This window comes from Chryseobacterium sp. GVT01B, assembly GCF_019970045.1.
Taxonomy (GTDB): domain Bacteria; phylum Bacteroidota; class Bacteroidia; order Flavobacteriales; family Weeksellaceae; genus Chryseobacterium.
This window is the reverse complement of record NZ_JAHXYI010000011.1, coordinates 1-25,605: the sequence shown is the minus strand read 5'-3', so window position 1 is coordinate 25,605 and position 25,605 is coordinate 1. Positions and strand designations below refer to the sequence as shown.

The 25,605-nt window shown below is 33.6% G+C and carries 22 protein-coding genes and 1 tRNA gene; 16 read left to right on the top strand and 7 right to left on the bottom strand.

Annotated features, from left to right (window positions below):
* Window position 1: 1 nt before the first annotated feature.
* The 11 genes from LC457_RS21785 (at window position 2) to LC457_RS21735 (ending at window position 13,713) form a co-directional block, all read left to right on the top strand.
* Window positions 2-2,341, top strand: a complete 2,340-nt coding sequence (locus LC457_RS21785) for a polysaccharide biosynthesis tyrosine autokinase (RefSeq protein ID WP_223601722.1) — start codon at window positions 2-4, stop codon at window positions 2,339-2,341.
* Window positions 2,342-2,343: 2 nt separating this feature from the next.
* The gene (locus tag LC457_RS21780) at window positions 2,344-3,312 is read left to right on the top strand and encodes an SDR family oxidoreductase (RefSeq protein ID WP_223601721.1); all 969 of its coding nucleotides are present in this window, start codon (window positions 2,344-2,346) and stop codon (window positions 3,310-3,312) included.
* A gap of 21 nt (window positions 3,313-3,333) precedes the next feature.
* Complete coding sequence (locus LC457_RS21775) at window positions 3,334-4,626, top strand: nucleotide sugar dehydrogenase (RefSeq protein ID WP_262904102.1); 1,293 nt, start codon at window positions 3,334-3,336, stop codon at window positions 4,624-4,626.
* Window positions 4,627-4,665: 39 nt separating this feature from the next.
* Window positions 4,666-6,075, top strand: coding sequence for a lipopolysaccharide biosynthesis protein (locus LC457_RS21770; RefSeq protein WP_223601720.1), 1,410 nt, complete (start codon window positions 4,666-4,668; stop codon window positions 6,073-6,075).
* 2 nt (window positions 6,076-6,077) lie between these two features.
* Window positions 6,078-7,073 carry a polysaccharide pyruvyl transferase family protein gene (locus tag LC457_RS21765; RefSeq protein ID WP_223601719.1) on the top strand — a complete coding sequence of 332 codons (996 nt, stop codon included), beginning with the start codon at window positions 6,078-6,080 and terminating at the stop codon, window positions 7,071-7,073.
* Window positions 7,063-8,079, top strand: coding sequence for a glycosyltransferase (locus LC457_RS21760; protein WP_223601718.1), 1,017 nt, complete (start codon window positions 7,063-7,065; stop codon window positions 8,077-8,079). Before LC457_RS21765 ends, LC457_RS21760 begins: the two co-directional genes overlap by 11 nt.
* The gene (locus LC457_RS21755; protein WP_223601717.1) at window positions 8,060-9,325 is read left to right on the top strand and encodes a hypothetical protein; all 1,266 of its coding nucleotides are present in this window, start codon (window positions 8,060-8,062) and stop codon (window positions 9,323-9,325) included. Before LC457_RS21760 ends, LC457_RS21755 begins: the two co-directional genes overlap by 20 nt.
* Window positions 9,300-10,382 carry a glycosyltransferase gene (locus LC457_RS21750; RefSeq protein WP_223601716.1) on the top strand — a complete coding sequence of 361 codons (1,083 nt, stop codon included), beginning with the start codon at window positions 9,300-9,302 and terminating at the stop codon, window positions 10,380-10,382. The genes LC457_RS21755 and LC457_RS21750 overlap by 26 nt, the downstream gene beginning before the upstream one ends.
* Window positions 10,379-11,503: a right-handed parallel beta-helix repeat-containing protein gene (locus tag LC457_RS21745; RefSeq protein ID WP_223601715.1), complete on the top strand. Its 1,125-nt coding sequence runs from the start codon at window positions 10,379-10,381 to the stop codon at window positions 11,501-11,503. Before LC457_RS21750 ends, LC457_RS21745 begins: the two co-directional genes overlap by 4 nt.
* Before the next feature lie 566 nt (window positions 11,504-12,069).
* Window positions 12,070-13,254: a glycosyltransferase family 4 protein gene (locus tag LC457_RS21740; RefSeq protein ID WP_223601714.1), complete on the top strand. Its 1,185-nt coding sequence runs from the start codon at window positions 12,070-12,072 to the stop codon at window positions 13,252-13,254.
* A 385-nt stretch (window positions 13,255-13,639) separates the two neighbouring features.
* Window positions 13,640-13,713 (top strand) — tRNA-Asp (locus LC457_RS21735).
* 237 nt (window positions 13,714-13,950) lie between these two features.
* Here the strand turns inward: LC457_RS21735 and LC457_RS21730 are convergent.
* The 3 genes from LC457_RS21730 to LC457_RS21720 all read right to left on the bottom strand — a co-directional run bounded on the left by LC457_RS21730 (window position 13,951) and on the right by LC457_RS21720 (window position 19,182).
* Window positions 13,951-15,132 (bottom strand): phosphatidylinositol-specific phospholipase C domain-containing protein, encoded by a 1,182-nt coding sequence (locus LC457_RS21730; RefSeq protein WP_223601713.1) that lies wholly within the window; start codon window positions 15,130-15,132, stop codon window positions 13,951-13,953.
* Window positions 15,133-15,150: 18 nt separating this feature from the next.
* The gene (locus tag LC457_RS21725) at window positions 15,151-17,997 is read right to left on the bottom strand and encodes a TonB-dependent receptor (protein ID WP_223601712.1); all 2,847 of its coding nucleotides are present in this window, start codon (window positions 17,995-17,997) and stop codon (window positions 15,151-15,153) included.
* A 135-nt stretch (window positions 17,998-18,132) separates the two neighbouring features.
* On the bottom strand, window positions 18,133-19,182 hold the full coding sequence (locus LC457_RS21720; protein WP_223601711.1) for a helix-turn-helix domain-containing protein: 1,050 nt from the start codon (window positions 19,180-19,182) through the stop codon (window positions 18,133-18,135).
* A gap of 180 nt (window positions 19,183-19,362) precedes the next feature.
* Between LC457_RS21720 and LC457_RS21715 the strand changes: the two genes are divergently transcribed.
* The 4 genes from LC457_RS21715 to LC457_RS21700 all read left to right on the top strand — a co-directional run bounded on the left by LC457_RS21715 (window position 19,363) and on the right by LC457_RS21700 (window position 22,160).
* Window positions 19,363-19,785, top strand: coding sequence for a hypothetical protein (locus LC457_RS21715; protein ID WP_223601710.1), 423 nt, complete (start codon window positions 19,363-19,365; stop codon window positions 19,783-19,785).
* A 13-nt stretch (window positions 19,786-19,798) separates the two neighbouring features.
* A complete protein-coding gene (locus LC457_RS21710) occupies window positions 19,799-20,086 on the top strand; it encodes a hypothetical protein (protein WP_223601709.1) in 288 nt (95 codons plus the stop codon).
* A 9-nt stretch (window positions 20,087-20,095) separates the two neighbouring features.
* Entirely contained in the window at window positions 20,096-20,932 is an 837-nt protein-coding gene (locus tag LC457_RS21705) for a hypothetical protein (RefSeq protein WP_223601708.1), read from the top strand.
* Window positions 20,933-21,116: 184 nt separating this feature from the next.
* Window positions 21,117-22,160, top strand: a complete 1,044-nt coding sequence (locus LC457_RS21700) for a L,D-transpeptidase (RefSeq protein ID WP_223601707.1) — start codon at window positions 21,117-21,119, stop codon at window positions 22,158-22,160.
* Here the strand turns inward: LC457_RS21700 and LC457_RS21695 are convergent.
* The 3 genes from LC457_RS21695 to LC457_RS21685 form a co-directional block, all read right to left on the bottom strand.
* Window positions 22,153-22,680: a hypothetical protein gene (locus tag LC457_RS21695; protein WP_223601706.1), complete on the bottom strand. Its 528-nt coding sequence runs from the start codon at window positions 22,678-22,680 to the stop codon at window positions 22,153-22,155. The two genes, LC457_RS21700 and LC457_RS21695, sit on opposite strands and share 8 nt — an antisense overlap.
* 4 nt (window positions 22,681-22,684) lie before the next feature.
* Entirely contained in the window at window positions 22,685-24,004 is a 1,320-nt protein-coding gene (locus tag LC457_RS21690) for a retropepsin-like aspartic protease (protein WP_223601705.1), read from the bottom strand.
* Window positions 24,005-24,124: 120 nt separating this feature from the next.
* A complete protein-coding gene (locus LC457_RS21685; protein WP_223601704.1) occupies window positions 24,125-24,763 on the bottom strand; it encodes an alpha/beta hydrolase in 639 nt (212 codons plus the stop codon).
* A gap of 246 nt (window positions 24,764-25,009) precedes the next feature.
* Between LC457_RS21685 and LC457_RS21680 the strand changes: the two genes are divergently transcribed.
* Window positions 25,010-25,441: a hypothetical protein gene (locus tag LC457_RS21680; RefSeq protein ID WP_223601703.1), complete on the top strand. Its 432-nt coding sequence runs from the start codon at window positions 25,010-25,012 to the stop codon at window positions 25,439-25,441.
* Between the two features lie 65 nt (window positions 25,442-25,506).
* On the opposite strand, the gene LC457_RS23535 is transcribed toward LC457_RS21680, so the two are convergent.
* Complete coding sequence (locus LC457_RS23535) at window positions 25,507-25,599, bottom strand: IS3 family transposase (RefSeq protein WP_223599152.1); 93 nt, start codon at window positions 25,597-25,599, stop codon at window positions 25,507-25,509.
* Window positions 25,600-25,605 lie beyond the last annotated feature (6 nt).

Below are 25,605 nucleotides of genomic sequence, written 5' to 3'. Positions count from 1 at the left end.
TATGCAGAAGATAGAATTTCAGGAAAAGGAAGATAGTTTGAATCTAAAAAAAGTTATCTCTCAATATCTATATAAATGGCCATGGTTTATTGGCTCTATTTTAGTTTTTGTTATAGGAGCTTATATCTATCTTAGATACAGTGTTCCTCAATATCAATCAACAACTACTCTTAAGTTTGATAAAAAAGAAAATAATCTTTCCTCGGCATTGTCTGATCTGGAGAATCTTGGGATGGGCTTAGGTAATGCTGATGAGCTAAAAAGTGAGGGAGCTGTTGTCACCTCACGACCTATCCTCATGGAGGTTGTAAGAAATCTTAATCTTAGTGTAGAATATTTCAATACAGGAGAAATTAAAGATTCACAACTATTTAGTAAAATCCCAGTTGTTGCAAAAGTACTATCATATAATAACAATGAGAATTTTAAATTTTCAGAATATACAATGATGGACTTAAAGGGTGATGAGTTTATGCTTCAGAATGAAAAAAAGGTAACTTTTAAAGGTAAATTCAATACTCCTTTGAACTTAGATTTTGGAATAGTAATGTTTCAGAGAAATTCTGCTTTTCCTTTTAAATCAAAATATAAAATAGTTTTTTGGAATCCCATTGAGAAAGTAAAAAAATTAGAGAAAAAGGTTGAGATAAATTTACCAGATGAAAAAGCAATGTTAATGGAGATAAATCTGATAGGGTCCCTTCCTGAGAAATCGGAGGCTATTCTTAATGAGGTGACTAAGCAATATAATCTGGACGGTCAAAAAGATAAAAATTTACAAGCTCAGAATACTCAGGAATTCATTGATAAAAGACTGGAAGTGATTACTAAAGATCTTTCAGGTGTGGAAAATCAAAAAGAAGATTTTGAAAACCGTAATCGTATTGTAGACATTCAGGCACAGGCAGAACTGGCATTACAGAATACAAGTGATAATACTAAAGTTCTCCTTCAGCAGCAGGCTCAGCTTGACCTTCTGAATTCACTTTCAGGAGAGGCTTCAAAAGGTAATAACCAGCTTATGCCATCCAATCTTGGGTTGAATCCTTCTCTTGAACAAACAATATCTCAGTATAATTCACTGATTATCAACAGGAATAAAACCCTTAAACAAGCAACCAATGAAAACCCTGCTATTATCGAAATGAACAGGGAAATTGCTTCTTTAAAGGATGTAATCCGTGATAATATCCGTGAGCAGAAGCAGACAGTACAGACAGGTATTTCTCAGTTGCAGAACCAGATCAATACTAACAACAGTATGATTGAGAAAGTTCCAGGACAATCTAAAGTCTATAGAGGAATTGAGCGTCAGCAAAATCTTAAAGAACAGTTATTTTTATTTCTCCTTCAAAAGAGAGAAGAAAATGCAATCAATTTATCTGTAAATGTACCGAAAGCTAAAATTGTAAACCCTGCATTTACAGAGGATATTCCTGTATCCCCTAAAAAAGATATTATCCTTTTAGGAGCCTTATTACTTGGTGTATTATTTCCTTTTGCAGTTTTATACTTCCTTTTCATGCTGGATGATAAGATTTATACCAGAGATGATATTAAAGAACGTTCAGAATTGGGTGTATTGGTAGATATCCCTTCACTTAAGGATAATGAAAACCATTTGATACAGAAAAACGACTTTTCCGAGTTGGCTGAAGCCTTCAGGGTACTTGTTTCCAATTTGAAATTTGTATTGCCGGTAAAAGATACAGCTAAAGTGGTTATGGTAACTTCTTCGGTAAAAGGAGAAGGGAAAACCCTGGTTTCTGTGAATCTTGCGCTTACTATTGCCAATAAAAATTCAAGAGCACTTCTGATAGGTTCTGATATTCGTAACCCGCAGATCCAGCGATATGACAGTGAGCCAACCAAAAGAAAAGGTCTTACAGAATATTTATATGATAATTCTGTAAATGTTGAAGAACTTATTCATACATCTACTACCAATCCATCATGTGATGTCATTTATGCCGGGGCAATTCCTCCTAACCCTCAGGAGCTGCTTTCTAACGGAAGATATCAAAAACTTATTGAGGAAATGTCTTCTCAATATGCTTATATAATTATAGACTCTGCACCACTTATGCTGGTTTCAGATACTCTTAGTATCGTTGATACGGCAGATGCAACATTATATGTTGTAAGATCTGGGGTATCAAGAAATATTTTGATCGATTTTGCTAATGATCTGGTGAAAGATTCTAAGTTGACGAATGTATCTTTTGTTATTAATGATGTTTCTAAACGTGCAGGAGGTTATGGATACAACTATAGTTATGGATATGGCTACAGTCAAGCAAATGATAAAAAAAGTTGGTGGAGCAAAATTTTCAAATCATAAAAATGAATAAAATTTTAATTACAGGTGGAGCGGGTTTTATCGGTTCTAACTTAACAGAGTATTTTTTAAATAAAGGTTATTATGTAGTGTGCTTGGACAATTTTGCAACAGGACACCGTCATAATATTGAACTTTTTCTTGAAAATCCAAACTATCAGCTTATCGAAGGAGATATCCGTGATTTGGAAGTTTGTCAGAAAGCAGTGGAAAATGTAGATTATATTCTACATCAGGCTGCACTTGGTTCAGTTCCCAGATCTATTAAGGATCCTATTACAAGTAACGATGTGAATGTTTCAGGATTTTTAAATATGCTGACTGCTGCACGTGATGCCAAAGTAAAGCGTTTTGTATATGCTGCTTCCTCATCTACCTATGGTGATTCTACATCATTACCTAAAGTGGAAGATGTTATCGGAAGACCGCTATCACCATATGCCATTACCAAATATGTGAATGAATTGTATGCAGATGTATTCGGAAAAACTTATGGGTTGGAGTGCATTGGCTTGAGATATTTTAATGTATTTGGAAGAAGACAGGATCCTAACGGAGCTTATGCTGCTGTGATTCCTTTATTCATAAAACAATTAATCAATCATGAATCACCGAAAATTAATGGTACAGGTGATTTTTCCCGTGATTTTACATACATCGACAATGTCATTCAGATGAATGAGCTGGCCATGCTTACTGAAAATCCGGATGCTGTGAATACAGTTTATAATACAGCAGTGGGTGATCGTACAACATTGAATGATCTGATCGGATATCTTAAAAAATATCTGAGCGAATTTGATGGTGAGATTGCCAACATTGATGCTGTCCATGGTCCGAACCGTATAGGAGATATTCCGCACTCATTGGCATCGGTTGAAAAAGCAGAAAAATTGTTAGGATATAAACCTAGCCATAATATAGATAAAGGCTTAAAAGAAGCAATCAACTGGTATTGGACAAATTTAAAGTAAACATTTTTTAATTGAATCTTTATGAAGAAAGAACATAAAATTGCTATTATAGGGCTAGGATACGTAGGATTGCCTTTAGCCCGTTTGTTTGCCACTCAATATCCGGTTGTAGGTTTTGATATCAATCAGAAAAGGATTGCAGAATTGAATACAGGAGTAGACAGTACTTTGGAAGTGGAAAATGAAGTATTGGAATCTGTATTAATTCAGAATAATCCTTTTAATCAGGGAATTGAAAAAGGATTATATTGTTCAGCTGATATCAAGGATATTCAGGATGCGGACATTTATGTTATTACTGTCCCAACTCCGGTGGACCAACATAACAGACCTGACCTTACTCCATTGTATAAAGCCTCAGAAACTGTAGGAAAAGTATTATCCGCAGGTGATATAGTGATTTATGAATCTACGGTATATCCCGGAGCTACTGAAGAAGAATGTATCCCTGTTCTAGAAAGAGTTTCAGGAATGGTCTTTAACAAAGACTTCTTTGCAGGATATTCTCCTGAACGTATTAATCCTGGTGATAAGGAACATACTGTTGAAAAGATATTAAAAGTTACTTCGGGCTCAACACCTGAAATCGGGGAAATAGTAAATAATTTATATCAGTCTGTAATTGTTGCGGGAACTCATTTGGCTCCGACAATCAAAGTTGCAGAAGCTGCCAAAGTAATTGAAAATTCACAAAGAGATATTAATATTGCCTTTGTAAATGAATTGGCAAAAATATTCAATCTTTTAGATATTGATACTCATGCAGTATTGGAAGCTGCAGGAACTAAATGGAACTTTTTACCCTTCAAACCAGGGTTAGTAGGAGGACACTGTATTGGTGTAGACCCTTATTATTTGGCTCAGAAGGCTCAGGAAAAAGGATATCATCCTGAAATTATATTAGCGGGACGCCGTCTTAATGATTCCATGGGACAATATGTAGCTTCTCAGTTATTGAAAACCATGATTAAAAATAAGGTGACGATTAATGGTGCTACAGTTTTAAATTTAGGAATAACTTTTAAAGAAAATTGCCCTGATGTACGTAATACGAAAGCAGTAGATGTGATTCATGGACTTGAAGACTATGCTTTACAGGTTACTACTTTTGACCCGTGGGCTAATCCTGATGAAGTAAAACACGAATATGGATTAGAGGTCGTGAATGAAATTCCACAGGAAAAATATGATGCTATTATCCTTACCGTTGCTCATAAACAATTCAATGATCTGGATTTAAAAAATCATTTAAAAGAAAATGGAATCATTTATGACGTAAAAGGAATCTTAGAAGAAAGTGATTCAAGATTATAAATAAATATGAAACTGAAATAAATATTTATTACTATAATAATGAATAGCAATACTTTACTAAAAAGTACATTAATATATACAGTTGGTAATTTTGGATCTAAGATTTTATCTTTTCTATTAATTCCTATTTATTCCTACTATCTTTCCAGAAAAGAATTAGGAGAATATGACTTAGTGCTAACAAGTGTCAATTTATTAGTTCCTTTTGTCTCTTTGCAGATGAATGAGGCCATTTATCGATGGTTTCTGGATAAAGAAAACGAAAAAGAAAATTACATTCATAATATATTTAAGCAGTGTAGTATTTTATTGTTGATTTCTTTTATCAGCTTTGAACTATTGCTTTACTTGGCAGGAATTTTTTATCATATTCCTTACCAGAAAGAATTATCACTGTTGATTATAAGTTCATGTTTATTGCCCTTTTTTCAACAAATATTAAGAGGGTTAGGGTTAACGAGATTCTATTCATTTATAGGAATTATAAATAGTTTTTTTATATTTTCTTTTAGTTTACTTTTCTTACTAACCGATATATTTCATGATAAGGTACAGGGGATATTTTATGCACTTTTTATCAGTAATTTTATTGCAATTTTATTGATGTTGTTCAAAGTAAGCTTTCTGTTTAAGAAATATGTTAGTATAAAAATCAACTATGCATTACAAAAGCAGATCCTATTTTATTCGCTTCCATTAATATTGAACTCCATAAGCTGGTGGGTAATTAATGCTTCAGACAGATATATTATTTTAAAATTTTTGACAATAGAGGATAATGGTATTTATGCTGTTTCTGCAAGACTTCCCGCTATTCTGACGATTTTTAATACCGTTTTTATGCTGGCCTGGCAGGATATGGCAATCTCCGGAAATGATCCTAATAATCCTTTTTTTTCAAAGCTGTTTAATAAATATATCGCTGTAAATATTGGCTTATCAACTATTTTAATAGCTGCAACTCCATTAATTACGGAAGTTTTATTTGATTCAAAATTTTATGAATCCTGGAAGTATGCTACTCTCCTGTATATAGGATCTTGTTTTTCTTCGATTTCCGGCTTTTTAGGTGCTATCTACCTGAAAACGAAATCAACGAAGGGAATTTTTATTACAAGTATGATAGGTGCATTGGTGAATGTATTTATTTCAATAGCTTTTATTAAGTATATTGGTCTTTATGCACCTGCTTTAGGAACATTTGTCAGCTTCTTCGTCATGTTTGTTATAAGATATAGACAAACTGCTGAGATTTTAAAATTAGATATAGATATTAAATCTTTCATCATACAGCTGTTGGTAGTTTTTAGTATAATTATATTGCTATACGTAAATAGTAGTCATTTAATTTCAATATCATTAACGGTATTGTCCTTACTTCTGTTCAGTTATTTTAATAAAGATATTTTTAAAAAAGTCTTTAATAAATTAAATTCTCTAAAAAAATAAATATGAATTCCAATAAAGAAAATATAAGACAATTAAAAAATATAATATCTGCTCAGCTTACTCCTCTCATTGATAATGATTTTATTCTGTTGGATATACCTAATCATAGAAATATTGGAGATTCTTTAATTTGGAAAGGAGAATTAGAGTTTTTTAAAACATTATCCCATAAGTGTATTGGGCAGTACAACAGATATACTTTCAAAAAAAGTGATATAAAATCTGAAAAGACTATTATTCTGTTGCATGGAGGAGGAAACTTTGGTGATATATATGAATCAAGTCAAAGTTTTAAAAGATACATCATTGAAAACTTTCCTGATAACAGAATTATTGTTCTGCCTCAAACGGTACATTATAATAATGAAGCAAATCTAAAAAGAGATTTTGCTATTTTTAACAATCATCGTGATCTTCATGTATTGGTAAGAGATCAGCCCTCATATGATACTTTAAAGGCTAATTTTAATGAAGAGAAATTAAAACTAGCACCAGATATGGCTTTCTTTCTGGATTTTGATGCTGATATTACAACTAATTCTTCTGAAACGAGAAAGAACTTATATCTGAACAGAACTGATGCCGAAGCAAGCAAAGATTCTTTTCAAAATGTTATTGAAGGTGAATATGATATAAAAGACTGGCCGACATATAACTCTTCTTCAAAGAGAATGAATACCATTACCAATTATGTAGAAGCTTTAGATGGTAAGCTTTCGAAAGTCATCAAGTATCTGCCTGCCTCTTCTTTAATAATTGATAATGCTTATGGGTTGAAAAAGAAGAATGGAATGGATTTGCATATCAACCGCGGAAAGGAGTTTATCAATCAATATCATAAAGTATATACAACCCGTTTGCATGGTTTAATCCTTAGTATCTTATTGGATAAAGAGGTTGTTATCCTAGATAATGTTTATGGGAAAAGTAAAAATTTTTACGATGCATGGCTGAAGAATTTTAATAATGTTAAACTTTATGTAAAGAATGAGTCCTAAAATTTCGGTAATTTTACCTGCATATAATGCTGAACAGTATCTTAGAACAGCGGTAGACAGTATCCTTGCACAAAGTTTCAAAGACTTTGAATTGTTGGTTATTAATGATGGTTCCATAGATTTTACAAAAGAAATCATATTAAGCTATAATGATGAAAGGATAAGATACATTGAAAATGAAAAGAATTTAGGATTAATAGAAACTTTGAATAAAGGAATCTTATTATCAAAAGGTGAATACATTGCTAGAATGGATGCTGATGATATATGCGATTCATCCCGTTTTCAAATGCAAATAGATTTCATGGAGAAGAATCCTGAATATATTATCTGCAGTTCATCCAGAAAGGAATTTGCCCATTCTATTTCTCATTTTCATCTTAGTGTACTTCCGGTTGATGATACATCAATTAGGATACATTCAATTTTCAGTACTCCTTTTACACATCCGGCAGTGATGTTCAGGGCTGGTATAATTAAAGAGAATAATCTTTTTTTTGAAAAGGATTATAAATATGCTGAGGACTATCAATTGTGGATTAAAATCCTGCAATATGGTAAAGGATATAATTTTAGAATGCCTTTGTTGTATTATAGAGATACACCCAATAGCCAAACCAATGTTGGAACCAGCCAGATAGAACAGAGAAAGAGAACAATATCTAATATTCAGCAGCTGGCTTTACAGCAACAGAATATTGTTTTAGACCAAAAAGAATTAGATTTTATTTATATTCTGTCTTTATCCGATAAGATTAGAAATATCAGTTTTGAAGACTTTTCAGTGGATTTTATTCTTTCCTTTTTTAAGAAATTGTCTTTAGCTCTGAAATCGAATTATCCGAATAATAAATTTAATGTTAATTGTGTTTTAGGTAAAAGATATCTTAAAATATTATTATTTAACTTAAAAAGGTTGCCATTTACTCAGTTAATGAAATTAACGTTTAGTAAATTAACTTTTTTTGGAATATATGAATTGATAAATGAAAAGATTAGAAGCTAATAATATTATTAGACATGGTATGAATGTTTTTATATACTTCCTTTTTGTATATAATGTATCATTTGTTTTTTTGCCATCTATACTTAGAACTAGAGTGCTTCTTGGGCTTCTTGGGCTTGCTTTTTTTTTGACTCAGGCCAAAATAACAATTCCTAAATCTTTTAGCCATATAATCGTTTTATGTTTCGCCTCAATATTACTAATAGTACTTACAACTGTTGTTAATAGCTATTTTGACCCACGTTTTATTGGAAATACTATACAGAATATTCTCTATTTATTTGGTGCTTATTATATGGTAATCCGAGTAAATATGAATAGGCTTTACGCATTGAAATTAATTGTTTTAGCAATCTTTTTGCACAATTTTTTGGCACTATTGATGTTTTTAAACCCTAGCCTGTTAGAGTTTGTTACTTCTATACAATCTACTGGAGATAAATTTGAATATGCATTAGGAAATGCTGTGAAATTTGGTACAAGATTTATCGGAATTGGTGCTGGAACATTTTTCTCAGGCGGTATTATCTCATCCATTGGAATGCTAATAGCAGCATATATAATTGATTCTTTAAAAAAAGGGAAATTATTATGGGTATTATTATATATTTTTATTTGCATTACTGGAATTTATATTGCAAGAGTAGCTTTCTTGGGAATCTTTTTATCTTTAGCATACCTGATTATTAGTTATATTCTAAAAAAAAATTATAATAATTTACCTAAAATTTTTATTTACTCAACTGTGTTTGGAGTAATTGCTTTTAGCTATTTATTGACAAATTTAGATAGCTTAATGGCTTCAAATTCTTTTCGGCACTCTTTTGAAGTATTTATAAACCTATTTTCTTCTGGAGAATTAAAAACAGATTCTACGGAAGGAGTAAAAGCGATGCTGATCTTCCCTTCTGAACTTAAAAGTATATTAATAGGGGATGGCCAGTTCTATTATGAGAATGGATCTTTTTATATGCATACGGATATCGGTTATTCCAGACTTGTATACTATTATGGAGTTTTTGGTATAATAATTTACTTTTCATTACATTTTTATATTCTAAGGTATAATTTAAAGAGATTCAAGCATGATAAAAGCTTTAAACTTTTACTTTGGGCATTAACTGTTTTATTAATAATCGGAAATTTTAAGGGTCTTTTAGATATCAACTGGATAATATTCATTTTTTATTGGTTGGCATTATATAAAATTAGAATAGAAAATGAAAATTTATCATATAATAAATAGTTTAAGATTTGGTGGTGCTGAAAGATTAGTAGTTGATCTTTGCACTGAATTATCTGAGGGAGGTTCAGACGAAATACACTTGTTATTATTAGACGATATTGATACATCTCTAAAAAAAGAAGTAGAAAATAATGGAAATATAAAAATTGAAGTAATTCCTTCAAAAAGCCTATACGACATCCGGATACCTTTTTTTATAAGTAGAATAGTAGCAGATGCGGATGTTATTCATTTACATTTATTTCCTACACTATATTGGGGAGTGCTGTACAAGCTTTTCTTTTCTGGAAAACAAAAAGTAGTATTTACTGAACATAGTACCGAAAATAACAGAAGATCTAAATGGTATTTTAAAAGAATAGAAAAATTTATTTACTCCAAACTAAATTTTATTATCTGTATTTCAGAATCCACAGAAAAAAATCTTATTCAGCATTTAGGATCTGAATTTAAGAAAAGTATGAAGATCATAAATAATGGTGTCAATCTGAGTAGATTTTATAATTCAGAAGCTTATTCCCGGACTGCATATAATTTATCTGACAAAGACTTCTTATTAATACAGGTAGCAAGTTTTAGAGCTGCAAAAGATCAACCTACCTTAATCAGAGCACTTACATTGTTACCGTCTCATGTAAAAGCAATTTTCATAGGAGATGGACCAGAGCTAGAAAACAGCAAAGAACTTGTTAAAAATAATGGGTTGGAAAATAGGGCCTTTTTTTTAGGTAATCAGGCTAATATCGCTGAACTCATCAAAATGAGTGATGTAGTCGTTGTATCATCACATTATGAAGGTTTTGGTATTGTAGCAGTAGAAGGTATGGCTTGTAAAAAACCTGTAATTGCCTCAAATGTACCAGGGCTTTCAGAAGTTGTTGCAGAATATGGAATATTATTTGATAAAGGTAAAGAAAAATGTTTAACTGAAGTAATTAATAAGTTAAATAAGGATGATGCTTTTTATAAGGAAGTATCAGAAAATTGTTATACAAGATCAAATTTTTTTTCTATTAAAGAAATTGCAAATCAATACAGAAAAATATATAAATTATGATAAAAACCATTAAGTTATTTTTTTATATAATCTTTCTATTTTCAATGAATTTATCTTGTGCTCAGGACAAATTCACATATAGAGAAGTACCGGATTCCTTTGTAAAAACAATGGACATTTCTTCATCAGTAAATCTTCTTAAAAAAAAAGCTTTTAAAGTTGCTGATATTCTTCCTCCAAATTACAAGAAGGATGGTTCTGAAGATTACACTATATATCTACAGAAAGCAATTGATGAAAATGCAATTGTATTATTACCAAATTTTCCTCTTTTAGTAAATGATAAAGGGATAAAACTTAATAACAATTCCGTTTTGTTGTTTGACAGTAGTTCTCAAATTAAGTTAAAGCCGACTGACAAAGGGGGGTATGCAATTATAAGTATTAATAATAAAAAAAATGTAAGCATATATAATGCAAAAATTATAGGTGATAGAAATGAACATTTAGGAACAAATGGCGAATGGGGAATGGGTATCAGCATCAATGATGCCGTTGATGTTAAAATATATAATGCTGTTATTAAAAATTGTTGGGGTGATGGGATTTATGTAGGAGGTAAGAATTTTTCAACTAATGTAAATGTTATTGGAGGTCTTATTGATAATAACAGGAGAAATGGAATTTCAATCATAGGTGGCGATAATATATTACTACAAAATTTAGTGATTTCTAACTCGAATGGGGCTAACCCTCAAACAGGTATTGATCTTGAGCCAAATACTCAGCAGAATAAGACACTAAATGTTACATTAAAATCAATCCTAACATTTAATAATAAATTAAACGGATTGTCCTTTTATTTAGATAATTTGAAAGGTGATATGGCTTCCAACAATGTTCAAATTTTGGTGGACGATTATAAAGATTTTTATTCTACAAATGGAATGTCTTATTCCAATCGAAAATCACAAACAAAAAAATCTTTAAATGGGAATATTATGCTTAATAATATTGATTTAAAATATAATGCGAAACCTTTTAGGTATTTATATAATAATTCTTCCTTGGATAATATTAATTTGAAGGTAACTGACTTTAAATCTGACCATAAAGATAATAAGGGGATCGTAACTGATTTACAAAAATTTTCACAGCAAAAAATAAAATACAATCAATAATTAATTTTGCTTTAAAATAAAGCATATAAAATATATTTATTTTATATAATATTAATTTTTTCCAAAAAAGTGATAATGGAAAGATTTTTGCTATGATACTATTGCTAAAAAAACTTAAAAATTGAATTAGAAATTTTTTAATATTTCTGAAATATTAAAAATATAATGAAATTGCTTATGAAACTTGAAAAACTAAAATATTCTGTAAACAATCAAATCATCTAATGTAAAATAGATGACATCAAGGTATTCAATTACCAAAAAATAGCTGGCGAAGGTGTGATATGATGCACATTTATCTCTCCGCAAAAAGCTGTCAAATCTCAAAAAACACGTAAACAAATCGGAAAATTAATGATTTTCCCGGACATTAATGATGCAATGTTAATCCAAAACTAGGTTCTGTTTGAAACAAGTTTTGGATTAATAGCAGTTCATAAATATTATATTGTCTTTTTTAAAATCACAATTAAGTGAATTGAAAGTAAATGAATAAAAACAACATCACAATAGATTTATGAGAAATTTATTAATTAGTTCTAGATTATATAGAAATAATAATAAAAATGGAAGAATTGAAAACTAAATTGATACGGATTACAACAGTGCCGCTTTCTTTAAAGATTTTACTGAAAGGGCAGCATCGGTTTATGTCAGAACATTTTGATGTAATAGGCGTTTCATCACCAGGTAAAGAGCTGGATGAAGTGAAAAAAGATGAAGAAATAGCTGTAAGAGCGATTGATATGTCTCGTAAGATTACTCCTCTTAAAGATATCAAATCTTTATGGAGTACTTATCGATTTTTAAGAAAGGAGAAACCCCAAATTGTTCATACTCATACCCCTAAAGCTGGTATTGTAGGTATGTTGGCAGCAAGAATGGCAGGAGTTCCTCATCGGCTACATACAGTAGCAGGTTTACCATTGATGGAGGTAACAGGCATGAAACGTCAGGTTCTAGATCTTGTTGAAAAATTAACCTATGCTTCTGCGACCCAGGTGTACCCAAATTCAAAAGGGCTGTCTGATTATATCATTGAGCACAAATATACAAACAAGTACAAGCTTAAAGTAATCGGAAATGGTTCATCAAACGGAATTGATACTTCATTCTTTTCACCCGAACAAGTTTCAGAAGATCAGAAAACTCTTCTAAAACAACAATTGAAAATAACAGACACAGATTTTGTTTTTGTGTTTGTAGGGCGTTTAGTGGGAGACAAAGGAATTAATGAACTGATAAAGGCATTTTCTGCTTTAAATAGGCAAGAAAATCAGCAGCGTTCAAAATTATTACTGGTAGGTCCTTTGGAACAAGAGCTGGATCCGTTATATCCGGAAACATTAAACGAAATAGAAAATAACCCGGATATTGCCTCTGTAGGTTTTCAGAAAGACGTTCGCCCTTATTTTGCAATTTCTGATGCACTAGTTTTTCCAAGCTATCGCGAGGGCTTCCCTAATGTAGTGATGCAGGCCGGAGCAATGGAATTGCCAAGTATAGTTTCAGATATCAATGGATGCAATGAAATTATTATAGAAAACGAGAATGGGGTAATTGTTCCTGTAAAAGACAGCGAAAGTCTTAGAGAAAAAATGGAGAAAATGATCTTAAACAAAGATTATTATCAGAAATTAAAAAAGAATGCACGACCGATGATTGAAGATCGATTCGAGCAGTCTGTGATTTGGAACGCTATATTAAGCGAATACAGGAAACTGATTAAAGAAAGTGAATTCCGCGCTTAAAATTAAATAGAATAATGTTTTAGAGTTATATTTTAAAATAATAAGAATGTTGATTTTGTGTGTGTTTATAATCGACTTTCTTAAATGTTCTAAGTAAAATCTTTAAAAAAAGATATTCAGAGCAGTTATATCTGAAATTTTTATATTTGAAAACGTGTATTTTACAAACAGCTTTAAAGAAAAGGAATAGGTTCCTTTGGAAAACCTAAAAAAAGCTATATATTTGCACCAGTTAAAAACAAGCACTCTTAGATTGTTTATGAAAGTGATTTATTTGATTACTTACTAAATAAGAGAGTATCTTAAAGCAGATGGATAGGACTTTCCTGAAAGTCAGAAGTTCAGTCCGGATTGTAAAAGTTTTGTCAATTTACTTTAAAAAATTGATCCGGTAGTTCAGCTGGTTAGAATGCCGCCCTGTCACGGCGGAGGTCGCGGGTTCGAGTCCCGTCCGGATCGCAAAAAGTCTTCTAGAAATAGGAGACTTTTTTTATTTATAAAAGATGGGATTATCGTAGAGATTGGTCGTCAGACAGAAACCTTTGCACATAGAATATAATCTTACTAAAAAAGGAAAGCCTGTGATTTCCTTTTTCAACAATTGGAAAGTCTGATATAAAACTTAATAATTATTTTATCCGAAGATAAAATAATTATTAAATAGCAAGCCGGTTCTGCTCACAACCGGCTTGCTATTTATTTGCATGAAGAATTCAAAGGGTTATTAAGATAATCCTTCCCCTGCGGAGGTTGCACAAAATAAGGTGTTCCATAAGTATTTCCCGAGCGGAAAAAATCGGTGGAGATTACCTGAGCACCACTGCTGAAAGCTGCTTTAGATCGCGTAAGATCATTGGTCTTGGCTTCATAGGTTTCAATATCTGATCTGGTTCTGACCATAAAACCCTGCTTTACCAGATCCTGTATCTCTTTCTGTCTTACGATGGCGTTATCCCGTAGTATAAACCCTGCAAAAGAATCATCAGGCTCACTGTTCAGGAACATAACTCTTTCTTTTAATGAACCATCTATGAGATAAGGATTATTTTTTGAAGATAAAGTTCCTGCGCTTCCGGGAAGCAGCATAAAAATGAATTTTCCTTTGCTGTCGTTCAGTTTAGGCCAGTTATTATTGGTTACAGCCTCTTTGAGTGTATGGTATTTACCCTGAACTTCTTTTGGAGTAATAATCTTGTCTCTTCCGAGGTATTTTACAATTTCTCCATCCAGATCATCATAAGCTTTTTTATCGAAAGAAAGGACTTTTGTACTGTTTTCAAGAATCGGGAAACCGGAATCTTTGGCTTCAATCATCATGAAGACCGGAGTGTGATCAGGATGTTGATCAGACCATGTTTTAAGAGCTGTAAGTGCATCTTTTAAAGTAGGATAATGAGTTCTGAAATCAATATCTGCCATATGCAGTACTTTGAAACCAGGCTGATCCAGCCCTTTTGTATTGAAAGGGGCCAGGTCTGTTACTCCCTTTGCTTTTAATATCTCATAAGTGGCAGGATGACTGAATCTGCCACCTTCAGGATCATAATAGACATCTATTTCCAGACCTCTCAGATTGGCGTTGAGCTGTTCTGTGAAATCAGGGTGATTATAATTCAGTCCTTCTTTCAGGTCCATTCCGTAAGGGTGATACTCTTTAAATTTGGCTTTTTGCTCTTCAGACATCATACTGCTGTATTTCTGCATCATTCCGTTGATGATAGGAGTTACCAAATCCAGTACTTTAGGGTCTGCCGGCTTAGCGTATGAATTGTGAGTTCCTACAATCTGCAGTTGATTGATTCTTACATTCTGGCATTTATCCTGTGCCTGCAGCAGGGCTGTCATACAAAATGCAGCTCCATAAATATACTTTTTCATATGAATAAAAACTTTTGATTAAAAATTGAAGTTGAATCCCAGCTGTCCGCGCACTCCTGAATAAGAGATATTTTCTACCCGGTCTTTCGTTCCCATATAAAAGCGGTTGGGTTCATTAAGAATATTGTTAAGCTCTATAAACAGACGGATTTTCTTTGTGAGGCTGTAAGAAGTGGAAAGATCTACTGTAAAGTTTTTATCAAAATACTGATAGTGATCTGCACCCGCAGCCGCTCTGATTTCGCTTACATAATTTCCTTTGTAGTTTCCGGCAATACGCACCATCAGCTTGCTGGTTTCATAGAACAGGATGGTATTGAAAATATGTTTGGCCTGATTGGGGATCGTAGTTGACATCGTTCCGGTCTGTTTGCCATTTTCGTACACCGGCATATTCATTTTGGAAGAGATATAAGTATAGTTTCCTTCAAAACCGAGGTTTTTCAAAAAGCCGGGAAGACTTTCAAAACGTTTGGAGATACCGAATTCAAAACCGAACAGTTTGGCTGCTTCAAGGTTTTTAGGAGCTGTAAAAGTATACGTTCTTCCTGCGAGATCTACTACAGACTGGTCTTTGTAGATAAGATTGGTGATATCTTTATAGAATACTCCGGCTGTTATCAGATCCAGTTTTCCAAAGTAGTTTTCAAACATAAGATCAAAATTATTTGAAAACGTAGGATCCAGCTTGGTATTTCCCTGAGTAATGGTGTTGGTAATATCATTGACGATGGTTCCTGGATTCAGATCATTGAAGTCCGGCCTTGCAAAAGAGCGGGTGTAGGCAAGTCTCAGGATTCTGTCACTGCTGATATTCCACTTCATATTCACCATAGGAAGCACTACATTATAGGTTTTATTATCTTTAATGTCTTCCGTTTTACTGTCTTTATCAGAGGTAACTTTTTTGCCCCAGAAGGTAACGTCATTATATTCATTTCTGAAACCTCCCAGTATCTGAATCTGGTCTGAAATTTTCCAGGTTGCCATCAGGTAAGCCGCCCATACATTTTCAGTACCTCTGTAGGAACTTGTAATATTTGAGTTGCTGTCTTTACCGCTTACCTGCATCAATCCTAAGCTGTTTTGTGTGGCTGGGTTGTACATCTGATCAATCTGTGCGTTGGTAATCTGATCGATGATCACCGCATTGTAAGGATTCCCCAATGGATTCATGAAACCTCCTTTATACTGAAAAGCTTCACGCTCAAGCTGATTCAGGTAAGTTACCGGAGTTCCGGGAATTCCCAATGATGATTTGGGCATCCAGACAAGCAGAGAGCTGTTGACGATTTTGTTTTTATTATTGTATTTGGTCCCAAATTTAAGTTCAAAATTATCAGCTGCTTTATATTTAATATCAATTTGCCCTCTGAGATCTGTTTCGCTATTGCGGTTCTGGCTTAAAATAATCTGATTCAATTTAAGTTTATCCGCTGCGATGGTCTGCTGGTTATAAGGCAGAGTATATCTTCCGGTATCACCAATGCCGTCTGGAGCATCCATTGCCATATATTTTCTTCCGTCAGCAGAAAGATTTCCATAAGTCATTGGCTGCATAAAGTTGACCATAGGATAACCTCTTTCATGAGGATCAAGGTTGTCAGGAGAATTGAATTTAAACTCAGAACGTGCCTTGGATACGGACCAATTGACTTCCATACGCTGTCCCACCTGATGATTACCACCCAGCTGCATAGAATACAGATCTGTAAGATAATCTGCATGACGTGCCTGAAGAAGTACATTTTTGCTGTCAAAATTAAAATAGGTTTCCCTTACGGACTGGCCGTCTTTATACTGGCTGTATAATGCTTTTGCATATAATTTATTCCTGCTGTCTATCTCATAATCCAATCCTAAATTGAATCCCAAAGTTCGTCGGTTCGCAAGGTAATCGCGAAGCTGAAGCTGATTGATGGAGTAGGAGGCTGTTTTATCTTTCAGTCCATAGTTGTAAATATTCCTCATCTGGTCAATGGCGGTAGAACGTTCCCAGATCACTGCTGAGGTAATGAATTTCAGCTTATCGGTAATTTTATTTCCATAGACAATGGAGGTGTTGTAAGTAGGAGACTTGGACATATTGACATAGCCCGTAGCCATACTTAGAGCCAGTGTCTCCTTATTGGGTGAGGTTTTCGTAATAAAATCCACATTTCCACCAATGGCATCCCCGTCAAGATCGGGAGTTAAAGCCTTGGACAAACGTACATTCTGAATAAGTTCCGAAGGGAAGATATCCATCTGAATTCCACGGTTGGCATTATCACCGCTGGCGCTCGGCATTCTGTTACCATTCAAAGTGGAAGCAGTCCATTGTATAGGTGTTCCTCTTACCGCTACAAAACGTCCTTCACCCATATCTCTTTCAATGGAAACACCCTGCATACGCTGTACGGCATCTGCGGCATTACGATCCGGCAGTTTTCCGATAGCATCGGCAGACAATACTTCAGTAATCGTATTGGAATTTTTCTTCATGGTAATTGCTCTGGCCTGTGATGCTTTATACACACTGGTAACGACTACTTCCTGAAGGTTGTTTTCTTTAAACTTGGCTCCGAATTTAATTAATCCAAGGTCTAATTCCTTTTTATCCGTAATGGTGAAAGGAATATAAACATTATCATATCCCTTATATTCTACAACAAGCTTATAACTGCCGTCATAAATAGTATTGAGAACAAAGGAACCATCAGTATTGGAAGTTACCTTCTGTCCGCTGTTTTCAATGTAAACCAGGGCATCTGGGAGATTTCCCTGACTGTCTACTACGGTTCCGTGTACGGTGGTTTGTGCAAAGGCCAATGGCCCAAGAAGAAAAAATGCTGCTTTTGTTAAAAAAAGTCTTTCTCGTGACATCCTTATAAAGTTTGGTGCAAAGATGTCAGCTCTCTCAAAAGTTTTCGTTCATTTAAATTTTATGCAACTCCTTCCGTTGAGTACGAGATGAACTACATTGTAAATCAATCAGTTGCTAATATTAAATAATTGTAACTAATGAACAAGCTGAGAAGGAAGACAGTCAAATTCCTTTTTAAAATATTTATAAAAAGTAGATTTGGATTTAAAACCACATTGAAACGCCAGATCTGTAACACTGGCTGAAGGATCTTCCGACAGAATCTGTTTAAAGTGCTGGATACGGCTTCTATTAGTATATTCGTGGAAATTGGAATGAAGATGTTTATTAAAAGTGATGCTTAAATCAGCTTTGCTTATTTTCAGATGATGTGAGAGCTGGTCTAAGGTAAATTCCTCATCCAGATATACGTGACTCTCCTGATAGAAAGAAATAATGGCACTTTGCACAGAATTGAAATCTATTTTTGAAAGATCTTTATACTGATAGGTTTCTTTGGGTAGGGAAGAATGTGATATATTTTGCTGTTCCTGCAGTTTGTGCTGGTACGTTAAAATATAAACGTACAAAATCCACCCGAACTGAAAGAGAAACAGAAGGCTGTAGATCTTCTGATAGATCAGAGTATCCCAACCTAATTGATAGACCATCCAGAAAATTAATACTCCCAATAATACATAACCAACCAGATAACGGAAATTACCGGCTACAGGATGTGTAATGTTTTTGCGGTATCTTGTCAGTAAATAAATACACAAAACAAGACAGGTGATCCAGTAATAACTGTAATAAACAAAATAAGATTTGTAAGATGTGATCGCCAGATCCGCCCAGGAAAGATCAAGCATTTTGGCAGAAGTTGCAATCGCATGATGAATAACCACCAATGTTAGCGGAATGATAAGATATTTAAGCTTGTCTCTCCATTTTGCATGGATTAAATGCGTAGTGATATATAAGAAAATAAGACCTTTAAAAACACGAAGGCTTCCCGGAATTTCATATAAAACAGATTCATAGCCAAATCTTTGGATGATAAAATATTCATAGCCCATATCCAGTGCGACCACTCCAATGTACAATAGTAACATATTCAGTACAGATTCCCTGTTTTTAATGAGGGACATAAGCAGCGTAAGGGTGATAAGTGCCTGTAGTACAACTACCATAATGATATATAACATGATAACTGATATTTTGCCAAAATTATAGATAATATGGGCATGGTATCTTTAACAAATTATTAAATATGAGTCTAGAAATATGCAGGGGATTAAAATATAAATTCTGATCAGCTTTTCAGGGATTTCTCGGTTTTGTATATTGAGTGGTTATTCCTATTTTAGCTCATAAGCATACAACGCATGTCCAAAAGAAAATTTATTGTATTCTCAATCCTTAAGACCTGGCTGATTTCCACACTGATTTCCTTTGTGCTTCTGATCTTGTTTTTAAATACTACCAGAGAAGTAAAAGAAGTGCCCAGAAATTGTGATATGAGCGGACTGGTTTATGGGTTTACCATTTTCTGGATATTATTTCTGAGTATATTATCTGTAAGCAGCCTGCTTTCTCTTTTAAAACCATTTCATGGGAAAATACAAACGATAGTCTGTTGGTTTCTGCTGCCTGTTACAGCTTCTGCATTTTCATTTTTTACCATTACAGATGGAAAGATTGGTGGTGAAGAAGTCGTTGTTTTTTTGATTATGAATCTGCCATGGCTGGCTTTTTGGATGTTTTATTATTACAGATTCAATATCCATTTCAATATATCCAACCACTGATACCATATTATTCATGAAAAAACAATTTCAAAACTGGACTCTCTTTTTTATTGCAGGAATTCTAGCAATAATTGCCGCGTTGATTGCTTCTGTTATTCTAATGACAGGAGTTTCTGCCGCTGATGGATTATTCGGCATGTATATTCTGTTCAGCCAGGTTCCCATATTACTTGTGATTATCATAGACCGGATTCTCGTATGGAAATTTGGAAATAAAAACGTCAATAAAGTTCAGGTTTCAATACTTCTGTTGATTGTATTCTTATGGATGGTAAGGTTTGTGGTTAATTTGGTTATATAAATTATTCCTATGAGAAAATTGTTGCTATTCTGTATTATGATAATCTCCGCTGTATACTCCGCACAGCCTTTTACCCTGAAATCCACAGGAAAAGCAAAAGAGTTCAGGCTTACTCTTTATTACGGCGCTCAGGGAAAAGGAGCTTTTGTACAATATTTCGGAAAGAAAGAAATCATTCCTTTACAGGTAAAAAGCTTTAGAGTTGATACGGATGGGAGAAGTGACGGACAACCGGATATTGAGTATTATATCTGGAATGAAATGATAGGAGGGAAGATCAATGGAGTATACGAGTTTGAAATCATGCAGCATCATGCTTCAAACATTACTTATACAAGAGCAAAAGACAACAGAAAGTTTACGCTGGAAATGGTAGAGGATGAAAAATACGACGGAAGTGGAAAATATTTCCTGCATGGGGCTTTACTTGCTTTTAATCATTTTTATAATAATGATTTTAACATTACTTATCCTGACGGAAAAAAGACGGCAATCAAACTTCCGGCACCTGATAAACCTTCTTTTGCCAGACAGAGCATTATAGATGATTATAATTTCGATGGTTATGATGATATCGCATTCTCTGTTCCTGACGAAGGAATGGGTGTTTACAGAATGTTTGATATTTATTTGTACAATCTGGGAAGCAAACGTTTTGAAAAACTTAAAGAACCGGATTATTCCCGCTCAAGCTGTTCATGTCTTTGTGATGTGACTGTAGAAAAAAGTAAGAAACTTTTAAAAACAGGATGCAGAGGTGGCGCAAGATGGCATCAGGATATCTACCGTTTTGGGAAAAATGGAACTTTAGAGTGGGTTACAACGAAGGAACAGTCTGAAGAATAATCTTCTTTTAAATATGTGAAAATTCCTTTAAAATCAATAAACTTAAGAAATTTTTTAGTCATAACTCCTCATTTACAGTGATAAAACCTCCGTTTTTTTACGGTATTTTAAATAATGTCTTTTAGGATTCAATTTTAGGTCTGATATTTGTACTGGGTAGCCAAACTAAATGGCCGATTTATTTATGAAAAACATATCTGTGAAAAAATCCTTTCTTTATGCTTGTTTATGCGCAGTTTTTCTTGTTTCCTGTAAAAAAGAAATAGATAAAATAAGCGATACCTTTAAAGATACCGTTTCTTCTTCTGAAGTACAGGAGGCAGAAAAGGATTCTATAAAGAAGGATTCTGTTCCTGTAGTAAAAAAAGAATCTATTCCACCTGCCATGCAGGAGAATGGGTTTTATAATGCTTTTGTTCTTCCAAAGGATAAAAAGATGCGTGATTCTATCTATGCTGAATACAGCAAGAAATACAGTGTAGAAGAACGTACCGCTATTTTAGCTCTGAACAGGCTGGATTCGAAAAGTAAATGGAATGCCGATACACTGGTAGTTCCGGCGAAAATAGATACAACATTGATGGCATATTCACCATTCCCAATGCAGTTAGATGTATTAAGCGGAGTGAAAAAGTTTGTCATATTCTCATATCCGATACAAGCTTTTGCGGTATATTCCAATGGTAGCCTTGTGAAATGGGGACCTACAAGTATGGGTAAAAAGGCAGCTCAGACAACAAGAGGACTTACTTTTGCCAACTGGAAAAAGAAACTGGCTATTTCCACAGTAAGCACTGAATGGAAACTTCCGTATAATTTCAATATTCACAATATTGGAGGGATCGGATGGCATGAATACACGCTTCCTGGATATCCTGCCTCACACTCATGTCTTCGATTGCTAAGGAAAGACGCGCAATGGCTGTATTCCTATGCAGATACCTGGATACTGAATCCTGGTGGTGCTACAACGAAGGCCAAAGGTACGGCGGTAATGGTATTCGGGGATTATAAGTGGGGTGGAAGAAAACCATGGAGAAAGCTTTTAGATGATCCTAATGCCAACAATATATCTGTTGAAGAACTTACCAAGCTTCTTGAGCCTGAAGTTCCGAAAATGCTGAAAGAACAAAGCAACAGAGAAAAAGTAGCAGATTCTATCAAAACAGCAAAAGCAATGGCTACACCTATTCAGAATGAAAAGCCTGTAGAATCTCCGTCTAATTAATTTTCTTTTCAAACTGTAAAGTAGATTCTTCAGCAAACTTTCTCAGCTTAAGCATTTCATCTTTACCTTTATGCTGCCCGAATCTTGCAGCGATATAAGTAAGAAGAATAAAAAATAACATGATAAAAGAAGCGCTCAGTGCCCAAGGGTATTCAGCGCTTTTTATTTGCTTTTCTACGTAATACATTGTGAAGAAAGTCATCCAGAGAATAGAAAAAGAAAAATACAGGAACATAAAGAATGTCCATACCGCAGAACTCGGACCAAATACCCCGCGTATTGCTGTATGCTCATCTTCCATTTCTATCCGTAAGGCAAGGCAGGGTTTCCAGTAGTTATCGTATTCTGTTTTTATCCAGATAGTAGCAACTTCTTTATTGATATTGCCTGAAAATTCATCTTTATGCTCCTCCATATATTTTTTCAGATTTTCAGCGTACTCTTCTTTCGTGAGATGAGTAAACATTTTAAATCTTGGCCGGGTTCTTATTCTGTCTAAGGTGCTTTCTTCAGTATTCATATTTTTATTCTTGATAGGGAATGGGGTCTTGCAATGTGAAGTTTAATGTCAGTTTTTCATTTTTCCTTTGAATGATCATGATTATTCTTTTTCCTTCATTTGATTTCATGAGTTCAACTATTTTTTCCAGGGTCATATCTGAAGTCTCATCTCCGTTGATACTTATAACTCTGTCATCTTTTTTTAAACCTGCTTCATAGGCTGGAGAGTCTTTTCTTACTCCGGCAATGGAAAATATAGGTTTCAAGCTGAATTTATATCGAAAAGCTTCTTTATAAACTTCATTCACTACTTTAGCTGATTTTTGAGTTTCAATATTTATTCTGTCCTGTTGCCATTCCAGTCCGTCCTGTCTGAAATCTAGTCCACTCATATTAAAATGAAAAGGATCTTCAAAGTTTCTGTTTTTCTTTAGATACAGTTTTTTATTAGGATAATCAAAAATAACCGTAAATCGGCGCATAATTTCTCCGCCTATAGAACCTTTTCTGTTTTCTACTAAATTAACATGCTGGATAGAAAACTCATCCGGCATTGCGGTAAGAGGTTTTTCAAACTTAAAACTTCCAAGATAGAAATTATGAATACGGCTTCTTTTACCATAAATATCTCCATTGAAACCACGACCCAGAAAATCTTCAATATTGGGCCTGTTGTAAACAAAATTTTTAATAAGAGTAGGAAAAAGCCATACTGCATCACTGTTTCCAAGATCGATCAGTAATTTTGAGTCTTTCTTTTCATTGGTCATTTCTACACCGGCATACAAATAAGGTTTATCTTTTTCAATCGTGATTGGGAATTCTTCAAATCTTCTGATTTTCTTTTTTAAGAGATCAGTGTTTTCATAAACAGTTATTTTCTTTGAGGAATAATCGATATAAATAGGATGGTCTTTGAAAAAATGATATCCAACCACTCCATTTACGGGAATTCCTACGTGAGGTGAGATATTAAATTCTTCGTCAATAATGATATATAGAGACATAGAGGTATTAATTATTGCATCTCCTATTTTACCTAAATTACGCTCGGATTTTAAACCGTCAATACTTACACTGCCTCCAAGACCGGAAAATTTAACTTTTTCAACATTACTCAGTTTCAGTTCTTTATTTTCCAGACTGAAAAGAATAGTCTCCGAAACTCCCGTATCCAGCAGAAAGGTAAGTTCCGCACCATTGACATTAATAGGAATAAAGATAAGATTGTTGATAAACTGAAAAGGAATGACCGCTTTTTTAGCATTGATCAACTCAAAAGAATTCTGGGCACTTATAAAAATGCTTAGAAATAATCCCAGTAAAAGCAATTTAAATTTCATTTACTGAATTTACTGAAATTATCAATATGTTAACAAAAAAACATTCCAAAAGCTGGAATGTTTATATAAACTACAATGAAGTAGACTTATTCGTTGAATTTATTTTAAATTGGCTCGTGATTATTTTGAAAAGAATTCCATCAAATCCATATAGTTCTTCTGATTGACACCATGTCCGCTCATATATTCTCTGAAAGTGAAATAACAGCTAAGATCATACAGAAGGTCAGCCGCTTTTCTTCCCCATTCAAGTGGAATCACAGCATCATCGGAACCATGTGAAATGAAGAAACGAAGTCCTTCCAGTTTCTTTTTATCTTTTACAATACCGTCCAGAATTTTATCTTCAGGATAGCTGCTTAGACAGGCAACATAATTGAACAATTCAGGATGTTTTAAAGCTAAAGCATAGCACAATATTCCTCCCTGGCTGAAACCGCACAGATGAGCTTTACTTTCTGTAACTCCATAATGGTTGATGATCTTAAGCATGCTTTCCAAAACTGCATTTAAAGATTCCTTTGCCTGAGGAACATCAATGAAATTTTCGGGATCATTGAAGTTGATATCATACCAGGAATATCCTTCAAACTGAGTATCACGTGGAGCTCTGAAACTTACAATGATCCATTTATTGGGAAGTGTTTCCCTGAAGCTGAAAAGATCTTGCTCGTTACTGCCATAACCATGAAGCATAAAAAGAATAGGGGTACTGGGTGTAATATTTTCCGGCTCTCTTACTAGATAATCTAAATTCATACAGCAAAGATAATTAAATTGCATTCAGAATCTTAACTTTTATTATTCATACAATGAACTTTACCCGGATGATGCTTTATGTTTAAGGATTGGTTCTTTGAAGTGTATTTTTGGACTTTAGAGGTAGGTTTTTATTTTTGTTGATTTGATATTATTTAGAAATCTTTGTTGGAAAATTTTCATAAAAGTTATTTTTATATTAATAAAAAACTTATATTTGAAACATTAAAAAATCTATTTGGAGAAATGAAGCAATTTTACAATTCAAAAAGTTTACTTAGACTTTCTTTTTTATTCGTTTTATTATTTTCTGTAATTACCGTTGTTAATTCTTGTAAAAAAGATGACGATGAAGAATTTAAGGATCATGTGGTTCAATTTGAAGTGAAGACCACAACAGGAGGAAATATTATAAGTGTTGTAACACAGGTGGGCACAGCTCAGAACACTATATACAATACTCCGCAGTCACCGGTAACTTCACCATGGACAAGTGGGGAATTCTTTGTGAACTCCAGCCAGGCACAGTTGAATCTTGATGCTAATGCGTCAATGCCGGATGATAATTCTGAGTTAACGATCAATCTTTACATAGATGGAGAAGTTGCAAGAACTGTTAAGAAAAAAGGAAAAGGAGTATTAGTTGCTTCTATCGATTACAGTTTCCTAGAACCATAAAATATTGCAATATTTATATACAAAAAACCGCTCTAAGTAGAGTGCACCCAAAAGTTTAGACAAAATTAAATAATCTTTTGATAATAAAGAGTTCGATATTCTATCGGACTCTTTCCTTTTAAATTAATTCTTATCCTATCATTATTATAATAGTCAATATATTG

Coding starts and splice junctions, on each gene's coding strand:
- LC457_RS21780 (WP_223601721.1), top strand. CDS start 2,344: ATGAATAAAATTTTAATTACAGGTGGAGCGGGTTTTATCGGTTCTAAC.
- LC457_RS21765 (WP_223601719.1), top strand. CDS start 6,078: ATGAATTCCAATAAAGAAAATATAAGACAATTAAAAAATATAATATCT.
- LC457_RS21755 (WP_223601717.1), top strand. CDS start 8,060: ATGAAAAGATTAGAAGCTAATAATATTATTAGACATGGTATGAATGTT.
- LC457_RS21690 (WP_223601705.1), bottom strand. CDS start 24,004: ATGAAATTTAAATTGCTTTTACTGGGATTATTTCTAAGCATTTTTATA.
- LC457_RS21760 (WP_223601718.1), top strand. CDS start 7,063: ATGAGTCCTAAAATTTCGGTAATTTTACCTGCATATAATGCTGAACAG.
- LC457_RS21750 (WP_223601716.1), top strand. CDS start 9,300: ATGAAAATTTATCATATAATAAATAGTTTAAGATTTGGTGGTGCTGAA.
- LC457_RS21770 (WP_223601720.1), top strand. CDS start 4,666: ATGAATAGCAATACTTTACTAAAAAGTACATTAATATATACAGTTGGT.
- LC457_RS21695 (WP_223601706.1), bottom strand. CDS start 22,680: ATGAATACTGAAGAAAGCACCTTAGACAGAATAAGAACCCGGCCAAGA.
- LC457_RS21685 (WP_223601704.1), bottom strand. CDS start 24,763: ATGAATTTAGATTATCTAGTAAGAGAGCCGGAAAATATTACACCCAGT.
- LC457_RS21710 (WP_223601709.1), top strand. CDS start 19,799: ATGAAAAAACAATTTCAAAACTGGACTCTCTTTTTTATTGCAGGAATT.
- LC457_RS21680 (WP_223601703.1), top strand. CDS start 25,010: ATGAAGCAATTTTACAATTCAAAAAGTTTACTTAGACTTTCTTTTTTA.
- LC457_RS21715 (WP_223601710.1), top strand. CDS start 19,363: ATGTCCAAAAGAAAATTTATTGTATTCTCAATCCTTAAGACCTGGCTG.
- LC457_RS21785 (WP_223601722.1), top strand. CDS start 2: ATGCAGAAGATAGAATTTCAGGAAAAGGAAGATAGTTTGAATCTAAAA.
- LC457_RS21700 (WP_223601707.1), top strand. CDS start 21,117: ATGAAAAACATATCTGTGAAAAAATCCTTTCTTTATGCTTGTTTATGC.
- LC457_RS21730 (WP_223601713.1), bottom strand. CDS start 15,132: ATGAAAAAGTATATTTATGGAGCTGCATTTTGTATGACAGCCCTGCTG.
- LC457_RS21775 (WP_262904102.1), top strand. CDS start 3,334: ATGAAGAAAGAACATAAAATTGCTATTATAGGGCTAGGATACGTAGGA.
- LC457_RS21705 (WP_223601708.1), top strand. CDS start 20,096: ATGAGAAAATTGTTGCTATTCTGTATTATGATAATCTCCGCTGTATAC.
- LC457_RS21720 (WP_223601711.1), bottom strand. CDS start 19,182: ATGTTATATATCATTATGGTAGTTGTACTACAGGCACTTATCACCCTT.
- LC457_RS21725 (WP_223601712.1), bottom strand. CDS start 17,997: ATGTCACGAGAAAGACTTTTTTTAACAAAAGCAGCATTTTTTCTTCTT.
- LC457_RS21745 (WP_223601715.1), top strand. CDS start 10,379: ATGATAAAAACCATTAAGTTATTTTTTTATATAATCTTTCTATTTTCA.
- LC457_RS21740 (WP_223601714.1), top strand. CDS start 12,070: ATGGAAGAATTGAAAACTAAATTGATACGGATTACAACAGTGCCGCTT.